12 protein-coding genes are annotated in these 16832 nt (G+C 72.5%); 5 read left to right on the top strand and 7 right to left on the bottom strand.

Annotated elements, in window-relative coordinates; all coding sequences use genetic code 11:
- From NBZ85_RS13605 to cutA, 3 genes are all read left to right on the top strand, one after another.
- The coding region (locus NBZ85_RS13605; protein ID WP_308205178.1) for a RelA/SpoT family protein at positions 1-2300 on the top strand (2300 nt) is incomplete at its 5' end.
- Between the two features lie 19 nt (positions 2301-2319).
- Positions 2320-4578, top strand: coding sequence for a RelA/SpoT family protein (locus NBZ85_RS13600; RefSeq protein ID WP_261556095.1), 2259 nt, complete (start codon positions 2320-2322; stop codon positions 4576-4578).
- Between the two features lie 329 nt (positions 4579-4907).
- A complete protein-coding gene (cutA, locus tag NBZ85_RS13595) occupies positions 4908-5237 on the top strand; it encodes a divalent-cation tolerance protein CutA (protein WP_261556100.1) in 330 nt (109 codons plus the stop codon).
- A 24-nt stretch (positions 5238-5261) separates the two neighbouring features.
- On the opposite strand, the gene NBZ85_RS13590 is transcribed toward cutA, so the two are convergent.
- Positions 5262-6770, bottom strand: a complete 1509-nt coding sequence (locus NBZ85_RS13590; protein ID WP_261556094.1) for a helix-turn-helix domain-containing protein — start codon at positions 6768-6770, stop codon at positions 5262-5264.
- Between the two features lie 169 nt (positions 6771-6939).
- Here NBZ85_RS13590 and NBZ85_RS13585 point away from each other — a divergent pair, with 169 nt between their 5' ends.
- Positions 6940-8739, top strand: coding sequence for a DEAD/DEAH box helicase (locus NBZ85_RS13585; RefSeq protein ID WP_261556093.1), 1800 nt, complete (start codon positions 6940-6942; stop codon positions 8737-8739).
- 15 nt (positions 8740-8754) lie between these two features.
- Here the strand turns inward: NBZ85_RS13585 and NBZ85_RS13580 are convergent, their stop codons facing one another.
- Positions 8755-9603 (bottom strand): peptidylprolyl isomerase, encoded by an 849-nt coding sequence (locus NBZ85_RS13580; protein WP_261556092.1) that lies wholly within the window; start codon positions 9601-9603, stop codon positions 8755-8757.
- Positions 9604-9879: 276 nt separating this feature from the next.
- Here NBZ85_RS13580 and serS point away from each other — a divergent pair, with 276 nt between their 5' ends.
- Positions 9880-11142, top strand: a complete 1263-nt coding sequence (gene serS, locus NBZ85_RS13575; RefSeq protein ID WP_261556091.1) for a serine--tRNA ligase — start codon at positions 9880-9882, stop codon at positions 11140-11142.
- On the opposite strand, the gene NBZ85_RS13570 is transcribed toward serS, so the two are convergent.
- The 5 genes from NBZ85_RS13570 to crtI form a co-directional block, all read right to left on the bottom strand.
- On the bottom strand, positions 11115-12152 hold the full coding sequence (locus NBZ85_RS13570) for a phytoene/squalene synthase family protein (RefSeq protein WP_261556090.1): 1038 nt from the start codon (positions 12150-12152) through the stop codon (positions 11115-11117). The genes serS and NBZ85_RS13570 overlap by 28 nt on opposite strands.
- A 44-nt stretch (positions 12153-12196) precedes the next feature.
- The gene (locus NBZ85_RS13565) at positions 12197-13156 is read right to left on the bottom strand and encodes a VWA domain-containing protein (protein ID WP_261556089.1); all 960 of its coding nucleotides are present in this window, start codon (positions 13154-13156) and stop codon (positions 12197-12199) included.
- A complete protein-coding gene (locus tag NBZ85_RS13560; protein WP_261556088.1) occupies positions 13153-14226 on the bottom strand; it encodes a DUF58 domain-containing protein in 1074 nt (357 codons plus the stop codon). The genes NBZ85_RS13565 and NBZ85_RS13560 overlap by 4 nt, the downstream gene beginning before the upstream one ends.
- A complete protein-coding gene (locus NBZ85_RS13555; protein WP_261556087.1) occupies positions 14223-15338 on the bottom strand; it encodes an AAA family ATPase in 1116 nt (371 codons plus the stop codon). The genes NBZ85_RS13560 and NBZ85_RS13555 overlap by 4 nt, the downstream gene beginning before the upstream one ends.
- A 100-nt stretch (positions 15339-15438) precedes the next feature.
- Positions 15439-16832 (bottom strand): phytoene desaturase family protein (crtI, locus tag NBZ85_RS13550; protein ID WP_261562019.1); only part of this gene is annotated, 1394 nt, incomplete at its 5' end.

The following is a 16832-nucleotide window of genomic DNA, read 5'->3' as shown; positions in this document are numbered from 1 at the left end:
GCCACGAGTCGCCGCCCCTGCCCCGCCGGGTTCGCGGGCGCCTGTCGCGGCTAGCGACGCACCGAGCCACCCCGTCCTCGGCCCTCGACCCGGTCCTGCGCGGCCTGCTCGCGAACCATCCGCGGGCCGACATCGACCAGGTTCAGCAGGCCTTCGAGGTCGCCGACGCCGCGCACGCCGGCCAGGTGCGCTTCTCCGGCCATGCCTACATCACCCACCCGATCGCCGTGGCGAGCATCCTCGCCGATCTCGGGATGGACACCCCGACGCTGTCCGCGGCCCTGCTGCACGACACACTGGAGGAGACCTCCCTGTCCGCGGAGGCGATCCGGGAGAGTTTCGGCGAGCAGATCGCGCTCATCGTCGACGCCGTCAGCAAGCTCAACCGGGTCAAGGTCGGCGAGGCGGCGCAGGCGGAGACGATCCGCCGGATGGTCGTCGCGATGGCCCGCGACCCGCGGGCGCTGGTCGTCAAGCTCGCCGACCGGCTGCACAACATGCGCACCCTGCGCTTCCTGCCCGAGCACAAGCAGGAGCGCAAGGCGCGCGAGACGCTGGAGGTCTACGCCCCGCTCGCCCACCGGCTCGGGATGAACTCGCTGAAGTGGGAGCTGGAGGACCTCGCGTTCGCGGCGCTGTACCCGAAGCGTTACGACGAGATCGTCCGCCTCGTCGCCGACCGGGCGCCCAGCCGCGATGTGTATCTCGCCGAGGTGATCGGCCAGGTGCAGGCCGGCCTGCGCGACGCCCGGATCCGGGCGGTCGTCTCCGGCCGGCCCAAGCACTACTACTCGATCTATCAGAAGATGGTCGTGCGCGGCCGGTCGTTCGACGACATCTACGATCTGGTCGGTATCCGCGTCCTCGTCGACTCGGTCCGCGACTGCTACGCCACCCTGGGCACCGTCCACGCGAACTGGAAGCCGATCCCGGGCCGGTTCAAGGACTACATCGCGATGCCCAAGTTCAACATGTACCAGTCGTTGCACACGACGGTCATCGGGCCCGAGGGCAAGCCGATCGAGCTGCAGATTCGTACGCACGCGATGCACAACCGGGCCGAGTACGGCATCGCCGCGCACTGGAAGTACAAGGAGGACGGCGTCGCGGCCCGCCCGTCGGCCGGCGTCGTCGAGGGCGGGCGGTCCTCGCGGCGCCGCGGCGGCCCCGAGCCGGACCTCATGAGCTGGCTTCGCCAGGTCCTGGACTGGCAGCGTGAGTCCGCCGACCCGGGCGAGTTCCTCGACAGCCTGCGCTTCGCCGCGGAGACCGACGAGGTCTTCGTGTTCACCCCGAAGGGCGACGTCATCCCGCTGCCCGCCGGGTCGACATCGGTGGACTTCGCCTACGCGGTGCACACCGACGTGGGTCATCACTGCGTCGGCGCCCGGATCAACGGCCGGCTGGCGGCGTTGGACACCGAGCTGGACAACGGCGACACCGTCGAGGTCTTCACCTCCCGGGCGCACTCGGCGGGGCCCAGCGAGGACTGGCTGATGTTCGTCCACTCCTCGCGGGCCCGGACGAAGATCCGCCAGTGGCACGCCCGCGAGCGCCGCGAGGACGCGATCGTCGCCGGCCGCGACGCGATCGGCCGGGCCATGCGCCGCCACGGGCTGCCGCTGTCCCGGCTGATGAGCGGCGACGCGCTGCTGAACCTGGCCAAGGACCTGCGCTATGCCGACGTCGCCGCGCTGTACGCGGCGGTGGGGGAGAACCACGTCAGCGCCCCGGCGGTCGTCTCGAAGCTGCTCGTGGCACTCGGCGGCCCCGAGGGCGCCGAGGAGGACGCCGGCGAGACCGAGCTGCCGATCCGCATGCTGCGCCGCTCCACCGGGGAGCCGGGCGTGCTGGTCACCGGGTCGCCGGATGTGTGGACGAAGCTCGCGCGCTGCTGCACCCCGATGCCCGGCGACGACATCGCCGGCTTCGTCACCCGGGGCAAGGGGGTGTCCGTCCACCGGACCGACTGCTCGAACCTCACCGGGCTGCGAGGCGGGCCGCACGACCGGCTCGTCGAGGTCGAGTGGGCGCCGTCGTCGGGCGCGGTGTTCCTCGTAGTGATCCAGGTTGAGGCGCAGGACCGGACCAAGCTCCTCTCGGACGTGACCCGGGTGCTCTCCGACCGGCACGTGAACATCCTGTCCGCGTCGGTGGCCACGACCCGGGACTCCGTCGCGGTCAGCCGGTTCACCTTCGAGATGGGGGATGCCAAGCATCTCGGGCACATCCTGAGTGCCGTGCGATCCATCGACGGGGTGTTCGACTGTTTTCGCGTCACCTCAGGCGTACAGGTCTAGCGGGACAAAGGGGGGCGCCGTGGATGCTGAGGCCGTAGGTGCGGGTCTGCCGGCGGGCGGCGGACTGACCCCGGCGCTGGCCCGGGCCGACTCCGGGGACGACGCCTCCCGGGCCCTGTCGGCGGCGCGGCAGGCGAGCGTCCGCCTGGCGCACCTCGCCCGGCGGATGGCCACGCCGCGCATGTCGCAGGTGCCTCCCGAGCTGCGGGACATCGTGGAGGCCCACCGCGATTACCATCCGCGTGCCGACATCGGCGCCCTCGTGCATGCCTACGGCGTCGCCGAGCGGCTGCACGCCGGCCAGATGCGCCGCAGCGGCGACGCGTACATCAGCCATCCGCTCGCCGTCACCGAGGCTCTCGCCGAGCTCGGCGTGGACACGACCACGCTCATCGCGGCCCTGCTCCACGACACCGTCGAGGACACCGGCTACCTGCTCGACTCGGTCGTCGAGGAGTTTGGCGGCGAGGTCGCCAACCTCGTCGACGGGGTCACCAAGCTGGACAAGATGCGCTTCGGTGAGGCGGCCGAGGCCGAGACGCTGCGCAAGCTGATCGTGGCGCTCGCCCGGGACTACCGGGTGCTCGTCATCAAGATCGCCGACCGGCTGCACAACATGCGCACGCTCGACTTCATGTCCCCGCCCAAACAGGTGAAGATCTCCCGGGTCACGCTGGAGATCCTGGCGCCGCTGGCCCACCGGCTGGGCGTCAGCGTGATCAAACGCGAGCTGGAGGACCGGGCGTTCGCGGTGCTCCATCCCGCCGAGTATGCGCGCATCGCCGCGATCGTGGACGAGTTCACCGCCGCCGAGCAGGCATCCGGACTGGTAGCGGGCCTGGTCGCGCGGCTGCGGACCGGCCTCGTGGGCGCCCGCATCGACAGCGAGGTCGCCGTCCGCGCCAGCCACCTGTTCTCGATCTACAAGCGGGCCCAGGAGCGGGCCCGCGCCCCGCAGGACTACACCGACATCGTCCGGGTCCTCGTCCTCGTCGACGAGGTCACCGACTGCTACGCCGCCCTCGGCGTGATCCACGCGCTGTGGCGCCCGGTGCCGGGCCGGCTGCGGGACTTCGTGGCGACGCCGAAGTTCAACATGTACCAGTCGCTGCACACCACCGTCGTCGACGACTCCGGGCGCAGCATCGACATCCAGATCCGGACCCTGGCGATGCATCGGCTGGCGGAAACGGGCATCGTCGCGCGCCCGGTCGGCCCCGGCGCCGACGGCGCCCGGCTGGAGGGCCTGTCCTGGCTGCACAGCCTGCTGGACTGGCAGGAGGACACGATCGACTCCGACGAGTTCCTGGAGTCGTTGTCGTCCGACCTGGACTCCGACGAGGTGCTCGCCTTCACCCCCAAGGGCCGGATGATCGCCCTGCCGCCGCGGTCGTCGCCCGTCGACGTCGCCTACGCCGTGCATACCGACATCGGTCACCGGGCGATCGGCGCCCGGGTCAACGGCCGGCTCGTCCCGTTGCACACCCGGCTGCGCAACGGCGACGTCGTCGAGATCCTGACCTCCAACCTGCCCGGCGCCGGGCCGTCGGAGGACTGGCTGCGATTCGTGAAGACGTCACGGGCCCGCGTGCGCATCCGTCGCCGGCTCGCCCGGCAACGCCGCGACGCCGCGGCCGGTTCGGGTCTGCCGGAGGGAGCGGAGCAGTCCGGGCGGCCTGGCGGGACGGCTGCCGGCGGCGCCGGCGGCCCGGCCGGGGACACCGTGGGTGGTGGGACCTCCGCGGCGCCGGCGCGCCTGCTCGCCCGGCGCGGCGTGCCGAGCCTCGCCGCCGTCGCCGACGACGAGGCGGGCGAAAGCATGCCGGTCCGGCTGGCTCGATGTTGCCTGCCACTGCCGGGCGACGCCGTCGTCGGCTTCACGACCCACGGCAGCGCGGTGTCGCTGCACCGCCGCGAGTGCGGGAACGCCACCGAGGTGGACGCCGACCGGGATCGGGTCCTGGTGGCGACCTGGTCCGTCCCCGACGTCAAGATCTTCCCCGCCGAGATCGCTGTCGAGGCCTTCGACCGCTATGGGTTGCTTGCCGACATCACCGAGATCCTGTCCGAGACGTCGGTGTCCGTCCGGGCCGCGTCGACGACGACCTCCGAGGACCGGGTCGCCCACGCCCGTTTCACCATCGAGGTCACCGGATCCGGGCAACTCGACAAGGTACTCTCGGCGGTCCGCCGGGTTGGCGGGGTATACGACTGTTACCGCGTGTGCCAGACCCAGGCGTCGCCGGCCACCGATCCGCCCGCCCGCGCCGCCACCTGATCCGCGCCGCCGGCCTGATCCCGCCCGGTCGGATGACCTCGAACGGGTACTGCCGGCGCGCCCGATCGGGCCCGGAGCCGAAAGGGGCGGGCCGTCCTGAACGGCCGTGAGTACAGCCGCGCAGCGTGGCGATTCCACCCCGGAAAGTGCCCTCCGGTTCCACCGGCGGTAAGCAGAATGTGTCTAAACCTGCCCCATCCGGGCCGATAAGGGTGGATTGTCGCCGGGAGAATTGCAACCACCCTTCCGGGCGCCGTAAATTTAACGGCAAACGCCACTGATCGATGTACAGTATCTCGCGTATCCCTCGTTTCTGGATGGGAGTGCGCGTGGGTCACCTTCAGGTCATCGTGAGTATCGACTCCCGAGATGACGCCGAGCGCATCGGCCGCGCGCTCGTAGAGGCACGCCTGGTCGCCTGTTTTCAGGTGATCGGCCCGATGAGCAGCATCTACCGCTGGAAGGGCGAGATCGAGCAGGCCGAGGAATGGCTCTGTCTCGCGAAAACGACCACCGAACGATTCGACGAGCTGCGCGAGCGGCTGGTCGTCCTGCACCCGTACGAGAATCCCGAGATCATTGCCACGCCGATAGTCGCGGGCCACGCCGACTATCTGCAGTGGATCAGTGCGGAAACCGCACCTGCGGTGCGGAGCTGACGTCCGGAGAACAGACAGGCTTGCTCAGAGCAGCGCCCGCAGCTGGTCGTCGAGGTCTCGCACGGCCTGAGTGTGCTGCCATGGCCGCAGGTGGTCGCGGGTCCGCCGGACCCGGGCCAGGCCCAGGGAGAAGTCCGTCTGGGCCACGATGGACAGCGCTTCGGCGGCGAAGTGGCAGGCCGCCTCGATCTCCCGGCGCTGGATGTGCACCTCGGCGATGTCGCTCATCAGCAGCGATCGCTTTTTCGTGGCGGCGGGCGCCGCAGCCCGCAACGCCTCGGTGGCCGCCGCGTAGGCCGCCGCCGGGCGGCGCAGCCGGGTGTAGGTGGTGACCTTCAGCCCGTCCAGCCGGCCCCGGTCGAAGAACTGGGTCCATACCCGGTCGCCGTCGCTCTCGCCGCGCTCGAAGGCATCCTGGGCGCGGTCGAGCGCGGCCAGCGCCGCCCGCCCCTCGCCGCGCGCCGCCTGCTCCTCGGCCTCGCGGGCGGCCAGCCACGCCCGGGTCATCACCGTGCTGCCCGTCGCCGCCCGCCGCTGGGCCTCGCCGAGCAGCGCACATGCCTGGTCATGGCGGCCCTGGCTGGCGGTCTGATAGCTCTCGTAGCCGAGCACACACGCCCACAGCGCGTTGTCGTCGGCCTCGCGGGCGGCCTCGATGGCCACCCGGTAGTACGCCACCGTGGCGGGCTGGTCGTTCATGTCGAACGCCAGCCAGCCGGCCAGCGCCGCGGTCTCGCCGGCGGTGGAGGTCAGTTCGCGGCGCACCGGCGAGCGGCTCGACGACTCCAGCAGCTGAGTGAGCCGTCCCAGGTGCTCGGTGACCCTGTGCATGAGGACCCGGGCGGGAACGCGCTCCTCCAGCCCGTACAGGCCCGCGGTGCGCTGCCCCAACTCCTCGGCGAGCTCCGGGGTGACGCTCGCCCGGCGGCGCAGCGCCGCGGACAGCCGCTCCCAGGGTGGGGTGTCCGAGGGTGTCGCTAACGGCACCACCGCGACGCCGCCCGCGGCGGCGAAGAGCCGGAGAAAGTCCCGTCGTTCCACGGGAATGCCATTAGAGTCGATCACGCCGGCGTCCGCCTGCAGGACCAGCGTCCCCCCGGGCCCCACCTCGCAGCCCATCTGCTGCGGGCCGCCGGGCGCAGCCGCAGCGATACTCCGACCCATTTCGTTCTGCATTGATCCGGCGACGGAGGGAAGCGCCTCGTCGTCGACGAAACCCAGTTCCACCGAGGACCGGCCGAATAGGGCTCGCAACAGTCGCTGATAACGCAGGCTCGGTTTCTTGTCGCCCTTCTCCCACTTGCAGATCATGTTTCCGGTCACCCCGGCCTCACGGCCCTCGTGGATGACGGAGAAGCGCCGGATCTCGGTCGCGAGGCGTTCCTGCGACCAGCCTCGCTCCTCCCGGCTCAGCCGTAGCCGGGCGTTCGCCGTACGGGTCGCGGAACCGCGGGTGAGCTTCGGCACCTCAGGTGGCGATCCGGAGGCTACAGGCACCCGGGAAGCTGCCGAGGGACCGGTCGTGAGCTGCATCGGGGCCTCCGAAGTCAATCGGTTGACTCCTGGAGCTTAACCCTCAGTGAGATAAGACGGTCATGCCGGTCTGTGGTCCCTTGAAGACCAGCCGGGGGAAAACAGTGGTCCTCCTGGCGCGCGGGAGGCCTGCTACCCGCTCATGGGCGCCGCCTTCTAGAGTATGGGCGTGAGAGCCGGCCCCCTCGACCGACGTCCTCGACCGCCAGGATCCGGCGCCCCGACCCGTCCGCTGCGTGCGTGGCAGCGGGCGGCACTCGACATCTACCGGTCCCGCTCGTCGTCCGGAGCCCGGGACTTCCTCGCCGTGGCGACGCCGGGCGCCGGCAAGACCACCTTCGCCCTGCAGGTTGCCAGCGACCTGCTGGGCACCGGCGAGATCAGCCGAATCACCGTCGTCGCGCCCACCGAGCATCTCAAGCGGCAGTGGGCGGCGGCGGCCGCCGAGGTCGGGGTGGATCTCGACCCGGACTTCCGCAACTCCGCCGGTGCGACCTCGTCGGACTACACCGGCGTCGCGGTGACCTACGCCCAGGTCGCGGCCCACCCGGCGCTGCACCGGGCGCGGACCGCCGCCCGGCGCACCCTGGTCATCCTCGACGAGATCCACCACGCGGGTGACGCGCTGTCCTGGGGGGAGGCGACCCGGGAGGCGTTCACCCCCGCGGCACGGCGCCTCGCCCTGACCGGGACGCCGTTCCGCTCCGACGTCAACCCGATCCCGTTCGTCACCTACCTGCCGGGACCGGACGGGGTGCTGCGCAGCATCGCCGACTCCTCGTACGGCTACGCCGAGGCGCTGCGCGACGGCGTGGTGCGCCCGGTGCTCTTCCTGGCCTACTCCGGCGAGATGTCCTGGCGGACCAGCGCCGGCGCGGAGCTGTCGGCCCGGCTCGGCGAACCCCTGACCGGCGAGCAGACCGCCGCCGCCTGGCGCACCGCCCTGGACCCGGGCGGGGACTGGATGCCGGCGGTCCTCGCCTCGGCGGACACCCGGCTGTCCCAGGTGCGCGCCGGCGGCATGCCCGATGCGGCCGGCCTCGTCATCGCCACCGACCATGCCACCGCCAGGGCGTACGCGGGGCTGCTCGCCCGGATCACCGGCTCCTCGCCGGTGCTCATCCTGTCCGACGACCCGACCGCCTCGGCAAAGATCGCCAACTTTCGGCAGTCCGCGGACCGGTGGATGGTGGCCGTGCGGATGGTGAGCGAGGGTGTCGACGTGCCCCGTCTCGCCGTCGGGGTCTACGCGACCTCGGCCTCGACCCCGCTGTACTTCGCCCAGGCCGTCGGCCGGTTCGTCCGGGGGCGGGGCCGGGGCGAGACCGCCTCGGTGTTTCTGCCGAGCGTGCCCTCCCTGCTCGCCCTCGCCGGGGAGATGGAGGTCCAGCGCGACCACGCGCTGGAGAAGCAGCCACGCGACCCGGACGCCTTCGACGACGAGGCACTGCGCGACGCCAACCGGCGCAAGGACACCCCCGACCAGCCGGACACGCTGTTCACGGCGTTGGGCTCTTCGGCCCATCTCGATCGGGTGATCTTCGATGGTGGCGAGTTCGGCACGCCCGCGGCACCCGGCTCGGTCGAGGAGGAGGACTTCCTCGGCCTGCCCGGTCTGCTGGAGCCGGACCAGGTCGCGACCCTGCTGCGCCAGCGGGAGGCCGCCCAGCAAGCCACTCAGCAGGCCGCCGCGCGGCGCAGCGCCGCCGCCCGGGCGGGGGGCGAGCAGCCCGAGGTGCCCGCCGCCCGCGACGGCGCGCAGCAGCCGACCCGCCCGGTCCACGAGGTCATCGCCGAGCTACGCCGGGAACTGAACCGGCTCGTCGGGGCGCACTTCCACCGCACCGGAAAGCCGCACGGGATGCTCCACGCCGAGTTGCGCCGGGCCTGTGGCGGGCCGCCGAGCGGGCAGGCCAGCGCCGCACAGCTGCAGGCCCGCATCGACACGATCCGTCGCTGGGGCGGCTGACGGCTGCTGGGAGAGTCAGCTGCCCTGCGAAACGGTGATCGACAGGATCTTCGCCTTGCTGGCCGGGGCGCCGTCGGAGCCGCCGCCCTGCACGCCGGGCTTGGTGAGTTTGTCGAGGACGTCCAACCCCTTGGTGATTTTGCCGAAGACGGTGTAGCCGCCGGCCAGCGCCGCCGCCCCCTCCTGCGTGGGATTGGCGTAGTTGATGAAGAACTGGCTGCCGTTGCTGTTCGGCGCGGAGCTGTGCGCCATCGCGAGCACGCCGCGGTCGTAGGTGACGCCAGCGGTGTTCTCGTTGGCGTATCCGTAGCCCGGGCTGCCGCTGCCGGTGCCCGTCGGGTCGCCGCACTGCAGCACGGAGATGCCCGCCTCGGCGCCGCCGGTCTGGCGGTGGCAGAGCGTGTCGTCGTAGTACTTGGCGTCGGCGAGCGTGCGCAGGGCGTGGACCGTGCACGGTGCCTTCTGCGCGTCCAGGCTCGCGGTCATCGTCCCGGCGTCGGTGTTGATGGTCATGGTGGCCGGGGACGTGTCGACGGTGGCGGCCGCCTTCGGCGGGGTGGCACTGCGGGCGGGAGTCTCGCCGTTGGCGGTGTACGTGCAGGCGCCGACCTTGCTGGTGGCCGCCGCGGCGGCGCTGGGGGCCGCGCTGGGGGCCGCGTCCGCGGCGGTGACGTCGGACTTGTCGTCCTTGCCGGTGAGCAGGATCGCGGCAATCGCCGACGCCGCGACGACGATCGTCACGAAGCCGGCCACGATCGCGAGCCGCTGCTGGCGGCGCCGGTGGGTGACCCGCCGCCGCTGGGCCTGCCGGGCCTCGCGGGCCTCGGCGAGCTCGCGCTGCCGTCGCTCCTTGGAACTGGCCACCGTCGCCGGCCTCCTCACATCCCGAACCTGGCAAGGTTCTCTGCTGCTGCGTCCCGTCCCGTCCCGCCACGGCGGACACGGGTGGTCTGTGCACCGTAACCGCTCGGCGGCAGCCGGCCGGGCAGCGCACCTCCGGCGAGCATGCCGAAGCCGCCTGTGCGCCCGCTGTGTGCCCGGCCGTCCGCAGATGATCGGGCATGGCCCGGAGGCGTCGGCGGTGGCTGGTAGCGTTGCCGCAAAGTGAGATGCGGTACCGATCAGGGGCTGACGCGATTCATGCTCGATAAGCGTTTTATCCGGGAGAATCCGCAGGCCGTGAAGGACGCGGTCGCGGTCAAGGGCCTGGACCTGGATGTCGACGAACTGCTCCAGCTCGACCAGGACAATCGCAAGCTGCAGTTCGAGGTGGACGAGGCGCAGGCTCGGCGCAAGAGCTTCGCCAAGCAGTTCGCCAAGGCTGACGAGGCCCGGCGGGCCGAGCTGCGGGTCGAGCACGAGGCGTTCGACCGCCAGCTCAAGGACCTGCGCGAGCAGCTCGCCCGCACGGGCGCGCGGCTGTCCGAGCTGATGCTGCTGACGCCGAACATCCCCTGGTCGGGGGCGCCGGTGGGCCCGGACGAGGCGGCCAACGTGGTGCTGCGCACCGTCGGCACGCTCCCGGAGTTCGACTTCACCCCGCTGGATCACACCGAGCTCGCCGAGAAGCGCGGCTGGGCCGAGTTCGCCCGCGCCCGCAAGGTCGCCGGCGAGCGGGCCTACGCCCTCGTCGGCGACCTGGTGATGCTGGAGCGGGCGGTGCACTCGTATGCGCTGGACCTGCTGCGGACCCGGGAGTTCACGCCGGTGGCGGTGCCCGCGCTCGTCCGCGAGGAGCCGCTGATCGGCACCGGGATGCTGCCGAAGGCCCGGGAGGAGATCTACGCGATCCCCGAGGACGACCTGTACCTGGCCGGGACGGCCGAGGTGGCGCTCGTGGGCCTGCACGCGGGGGAGATCCTCGACGCCGCCCGGCTGCCGATCCGCTACGCCGGCATCTCCCCGTGCTTCCGCCGGGAGATCGGCAGTGCCAGCCGAGACGTCCGCGGCCTGCTGCGGGTGCACCAGTTCGAGAAGGTCGAGCAGTTCGTGCTCTGCGTCGCAGACGAGGCCGAGTCGGCCCGCTGGCACGCCGAGCTGCTCGCCACCGCCGAGCGCATCCTGACGGACCTCGGGCTGTGCTACGAGGTCGTCGAATGCGCCACCGGGGACATGGGCGTCGGCAAGTTCCGGATGAACGACATCAACACCTGGTTCCCGTCACTGGGCCGCTTCCGGGAGACGCACAGCTGCTCCACGCTGCACGACTGGCAGGCCCGCCGGGCGAACCTGCGCTACCGCGACTCCGACGGCGCGATCCGCTTCGCCCACACGCTGAACAACACCGCGGTGGCCACCCCCCGGCTGCTGGCGGCGCTGCTGGAGAACTTCCAGACCGCCGACGGCGCGGTGCGCATCCCCGAGGTGCTGCGGCCCTACCTGGGCGGCCGTGAGCTGATCTGACGTGAGCTGATCTGGCGTGAGCTGATCTGAGCAGCGCCGCCGTGGTGGCGGCGACGCGCCCGCGCGGCCCGGACCAGGGCCGGGCCGGCCACTGCGAGGCGCCGGGGCAGCCCGACGGCAACCCGGCGTTCCAGCACCCGGTAGTCCGCCCGCTCCACCTCGTCGAGGATCTCCCGGTAGAGCACGAAGGCGGTCCGCACGCAGTCCCGCGAGGTGGGGTGCAGCAGCCGGATGCCGGGCTGCGCCGCCCGGAACAGCTCCCGCGCCCGGCTGACCTCGAACGCCAGCAGCCGGCGGACCGGCCCGTCGACGACCCCGGTGGCCAGGCGCTCCCGGGTGACGCCGAACAACGTCAGCGACGTCTGCGGCAGGTACACCCGGCCGCGGCGCAGGTCCTCCCCGACGTCGCGGATGAAGTTGGCATGCTGGAAGGCGAGGCCCAGATCGCGGGCGTAGGGCAACGCGCTGTGGTCGACCGGCTCGAGCAGCGGCACCATCTGCAGGCCGATCACCGCGGCCGAGCCGTGCATGTAGACCAGCAGGTCCTCCCACGTCGCGTACTCGGTGACGGTGAGGTCCATCGCCATCGAGGACAGGAACACGGCGAAGTGGCCGGGGTCGAGCGCGAAGCGGCGGATCGTGTCCACGACCGCCGGCAGCACCGACACCTCACCTGCCAGCCTGCCCTGGCCACCGTCCCTGCCTGCAAGCTGGGCCTCGACGGCGTGGGCGGGCACACCGTCGCTCAGCGCGGCGAGGAACCGGCCGCCCCAGGCCCGCAGCCGGGCGGCCCGCTCGTCGCCGGTCAGCATCGAGTCGAGGTCGTCGACGATGTCGTCGGCGTAGCGGGCGAAGCCGTACAGGGCGTGCACGTGCGCGCGTTTCCACTGCGGCAGCAGCAGGGTCGCCAGGTAGTACGTGCGCCCGTGGGCGGCGTTGAGGGCGCGGGCCCGCGCGTAGGACGCGCGCAACCGGGGATCGGTGATCCCGGCCGCGTCGAGCTCCCCCATGCCGCTCAGCGTAGACGCGTGAGCCCGATGGCCGGCGAGAGTCCTCAGGGAAGGCGGGAGGTGAAGGCGAGCGAGCTCGCCGCGGCGAGGAAGCCCAGCGCGAGGGACAGGCCCAGGAACCAGGTGGTGATCTCCCGGTATTCGGTGCGGTATCCGATGGAGCTGCCCAGGCCCTTGTAGACCGAACGCAGCTCGTCGCCGGTGGCGGCCCGGTGGTAGGAGCCCTCGGTCTGGTCGGCGATCTCGTTGAGGGCCTGCTCGTTGACCGGCACCGGCACCTCCTGGCCGCCGACGTCGAGGGTGCCGTCACTGGTGCCGTAGGCGATGGTGTCGACGGGGACGTGCGCCTGCCGGGCGGCGTCGGTGGCCTGCGTGTTCGGCCGGCCGCGGGTGGTCTCGCCGTCGGAGAGCAGGACGACGGCCGCGGGCGGCGGGCTCTGGCCGGCGTCGGAGAACCGCTTGCCCGCGGTGTTGATGGCCTGCAGCGAGGCGAAGATCCCCTCGCCGATGGCCGTCGCCGGGCCGAGCTGCAGGCCGCGGATGCCGGCACGGACCGACTCGCGGTCGGTGGAGGCGGGCACGAGCACCGTCGCGCTGCCGGCGAAGGAGACCAGGCCCAGGTTGATACGCGGCGGGAGCTGGTCGACGAACGCCTCGGCACCCTGCTTGGCGGCCTCCAGCCGGTTCGGGGCGATGTCGGTGGCCGCCATCGAGTTCGACACGTCGATGGCCAGGATGATCGTCGCGCGCTCCCGGGGAACCCGCTCGGCGCGGGCCGGGCGGGCCAGGGAGAGCACCATGCCGGCGAGGGTGAGCAGCAGCAGCGCGGCCGGGACGTGGCGGCGCCACCACTGCGGGCGCCGCGGCAGCACCGACGCCAGCACCGAGGTGGACGACAGGCGGGCCGCGTACACCCGCCGCCGCGCGGAGACGGCGATGTAGGCGGCGAGCAGCGCGGCGACGAGCAGATACAGCCACAGCCAGTGGCCGGCGAGGAAGCTCACCGGTTACCCGCCCAGGCCGCCCAGGCTGGCCGGCCTGCCGGACGGCCGGCTGCAGCCGCCGGGCCGGCAGCCGCCGGGCCGGCGCGACCGACCGGCGCGCGCCGCCCGGCGCCGCGGTCGCGCCGGTTCGCCGAGGCGAAGCGGACGATGTCGACGAGCCAGTCGGAGTCGGTGCGCAGCACGAGATGGTCGGCGCCGACGCGCCGCAGGGCCAGCGACACCTCCCGGCGGTGCGCCGCGGCGGCCGCGGCGTATCGCTCCCGGAACCTGCGCGACGAGGTCGGAACCTCCAGCATCGCCCCGGTCTCGGCGTCGACGACGGGCAGCAGGCCGACCGCGGGCAGGGCCAGCTCCAGCGGGTCGACGATCTCGATGGCGAGCACCTGGTGGCGGGCGGCGAGCACGCGCAGCGGGCGTTCCCAGCCGAGATCGGTGGACTGGAAGTCGGAGATGACGACGGCGAGGCCGCGTCGGCGCGGCGGGCGCAGCAGGCCCTGCACGGCTGCGGCGAGGTCGGTGGCGGCCGCCGGGTCGGGTCGGCGCTGTGGCCGGTCGTGCGCGGTGCGGGGCAGCGTGAGCAGGCCGCGCAGCAGCGCCCGCAGACCGTTGCGACCAGGCCGTGCCGGGATCAGTTTCGTCCCGGTCTGGGTGAGCGCCACCGCGCCCATCCGGTTGCCGGTGCGGGCGGTGAGGAAACCGACCGCGGCGGTGGCGGCGACGGCGAGGTCCCGCTTCTCCCAGGCGCCGCTGCCGAACTCGCTGCTGGCGCTGAGGTCGACTAGGGTCCAGGTCTCCAGCTCCCGGTCGGCGATGAGGTCATGGACGTGGGGGACGGTGGTGCGGGCGGTGACGGCCCAGTCCATGCGGCGCACGTCGTCGCCGATGGAGTACTCGCGGCTCTCCGCCTTCTCGCTGCCCTGGCCGGGTAGCAGTCCCAGGTGGTCGCCGAGCAGCATCCCGTCGAGGCGGCGCAGCACGGTGAGCTCCAGGCGGCGCAGCGTCCGCTCCACCGCCGGGTCGACGGCCGGGGTGGCGACGGCCGGGCCGGGGCGGCCCGGGTCCGGTGTCATGAAAGCGGGCCCCGGTCGAGGTACTCGGGGAAGCCTGAGCGCGGGTTGGTGCCCCAGCCGCCGGTGTTCGGCCCGATGGGCCCGGTGGCATAGGGGGCCTGCTGGCGCGGCGCCACCTGCGGTTGCGGGACGACCTCCAGGATGCGGGCGGCGATCGCGTCGGTGGTCAGCCCCTCGGCCAGCGCCTCATAGGACAGCACCAGCCGGTGGGGCAGCACGTCGAGGGCGACGGCGACCACGTCGTCCGGCACGGCGTAGTCGCGTCCGCGCAGCAGCGCGAGCGCCCTGGCCGCCGCGACCAGGCCGAGGGAGGCGCGCGGCGAGGCGCCATAGGCGAGGTGGCCGGCCAGCTCCGGCAGCCCGGCCTCGGCCGGCGCCCGGGTGGCGAGCACGAGGCGCACCGCGAACTCGATGATGGCGTGGTGGACGAACACGGTGTCGGCCCGCTCCTGCAGCCGCTCCAGCACCCGCGGGCCGAGGACCCGCTCGGGCACCGGGGGTGACACGCCCATCCGCCGGACGATCTCCAGCTCCTCGGCGGGGCTGGGATAAGGCACGTTGACCTTCATGAGGAACCGGTCGCGCTGGGCCTCGGGCAGCGGGTAGACGCCCTCGGACTCGATCGGGTTCTGCGTGGCCAGCACCAGGAACGGCCGGGGGAGCCGGTGGGTGGCCCCGCCGAGGGAGACCTGCTTTTCCGACATGACCTCCAGCAGCGCCGACTGCACCTTCGCGGGCGCCCGGTTGATCTCGTCGGCCAGCACGAAGTTCGCGAAGACCGGCCCGAGTTCGACGTCGAACGCCTCCTGGCTGGCCCGGTAGATGCGGGCGCCCACGATGTCCGAGGGAACCAGGTCGTTGGTGAACTGGATCCGGACGAACGAGCCGCCGACCACGGTGGCCAGGGTCTGCACCGCCAGCGTCTTGGCCACCCCGGGCACGCCTTCGAGCAGGCAGTGCCCGCGGGCCAGCAGCGCGACGAGCATGCGTTCGACCATGCGGTCCTGCCCGACGATTACTTTCTTGATCTCGAACAGGGCGCGCTCGAGCAACGCCGCGTCCGAGGTGGTGTCCGGGGCGGCGAGGCCGGCCGGGCTCTGCCCATCGTCCATGGGCGGTATTCTCCCAGCCCCAAGGCGGAATGGGGCGCCAAAGGACTCGGCACGGCTCGGTCGCAGGCGTCTTCTAAGCCCCTTTTCAGGAACTTTCCGCTCAGGCCGGCGGGCCGGAGCGCAGCGCACGCGAGCGGTAACCGCGATCGGCGCCGAGGATCCGCTCCGCCGCCAGCCGCCCCGAGATGAGCACCATCGGCACGCCGACGCCGGGCCGGGTGCCGCTGCCGGCGAACACCACGTTCGCCAGCCCCGGCGCCATGTTCGCCGGGCGGAACGGGCCGGTCTGGCGGAAGGTGTGGGCGGCGGCGAACGGCGCGCCCGCCGCCATCCCGCGAGCCCGCCAGTCGGCCGGGGTGGTCACCTGCTCCACCTCGATGGCGTCGCCGAATCCGGCGTAGCCGCGCCGCTCACAGGTGGCGACGACCTCGTCGCGGTAGCGCGAGCGCAGCACCGACCAGTCCAGCGGCGCGGTGAGGTTCGGCGTCGGGAAGAGCACGTAGTAGGCGTGCCCGCCGGCCGGTGCCATCGCCGGTTCGCTGTGCGACGGTGTGGAGACGAGGAACGACGGGTCGCTCATCAGCTCGCCGCGGTCGATGATCTCGGTGAACGTCCGCCGCCAGGCCTGGCCGAAATGGATGGTGTGGTGTGCGGTGTGCGGGTACTCCACCCGCGCGCCGGCCAGCAGCAGGAAACACGACGGCGAGTAGCGCAGCCGGCGCAACCGGGCCGGCGCCGCCGCCGGCGGCAGCAGCTCTGCGTAGGAGATCGGCAGGTCCGGGTTGAGGACCACCACGTCCGCGCCGATGCGCTCGCCGGCGGTGGTGTGCACCGCCACCGCCCGACCGCCACGCACCTCCACCCGGCTCACCGTCGTCTCGTAGCGCACCGTCACCCCGTGCTTGACCGCCGCGCCGGTCATCGCCTCGGCGACGGCGTGCATGCCGCCGGTCGGGTGATAAACCCCGGCGACGGAGTCCATGTACGAGATGACGGCATAGAGGGCGAGGGCGTCGTGCGGGGCGAGCCCGGCGTACATCGCCTGGAAGGAGAACATCCGCCGGGTCCGCGGGTCGCGCAGGTGGCGGCCGACGACCGCGTCGAGCCGGCGGAAACCGCCCAGCGCCGCGAGCCGGGCGAGCTGCGGGCGCAGCAGTGACAGCGGCGAGTCCACCTGGGCATCGATGAAGTGCCGCAGCTGCGCGCGGAACATCTCCGTGACCAGGGTGACGAACCGCTCGAAGCCGGCGGCCTCCGCCGGGCCGCACAGCGCCCGGATCTCCGCCGCGGTGTCGGCCGGGTCGGCGCGGACGTCCAGGGACGAGCCGTCGGCGAAGAACCCCCGGTACATCGGGTCGAGCCGGGTCAGCGTCAGCCAGCGGTCGAGGTCCTCGCCGACGCAGTCCAAGGCATCGGCGAGCAGCTCGGGCATGGTGAGCACGGTCGGGCCGGTGTCGAACCGGTAGCCGCCGAGGGTGAGCAGCCCGGCCCGAC

This window comes from Frankia tisae (assembly GCF_025403405.1).
Taxonomy (GTDB): Bacteria; Actinomycetota; Actinomycetes; order Frankiales; family Frankiaceae; genus Frankia; species Frankia tisai.
The sequence above is the reverse complement of the archived record's forward strand: the minus strand, read 5'-3'. Positions and strand labels throughout refer to the sequence as shown.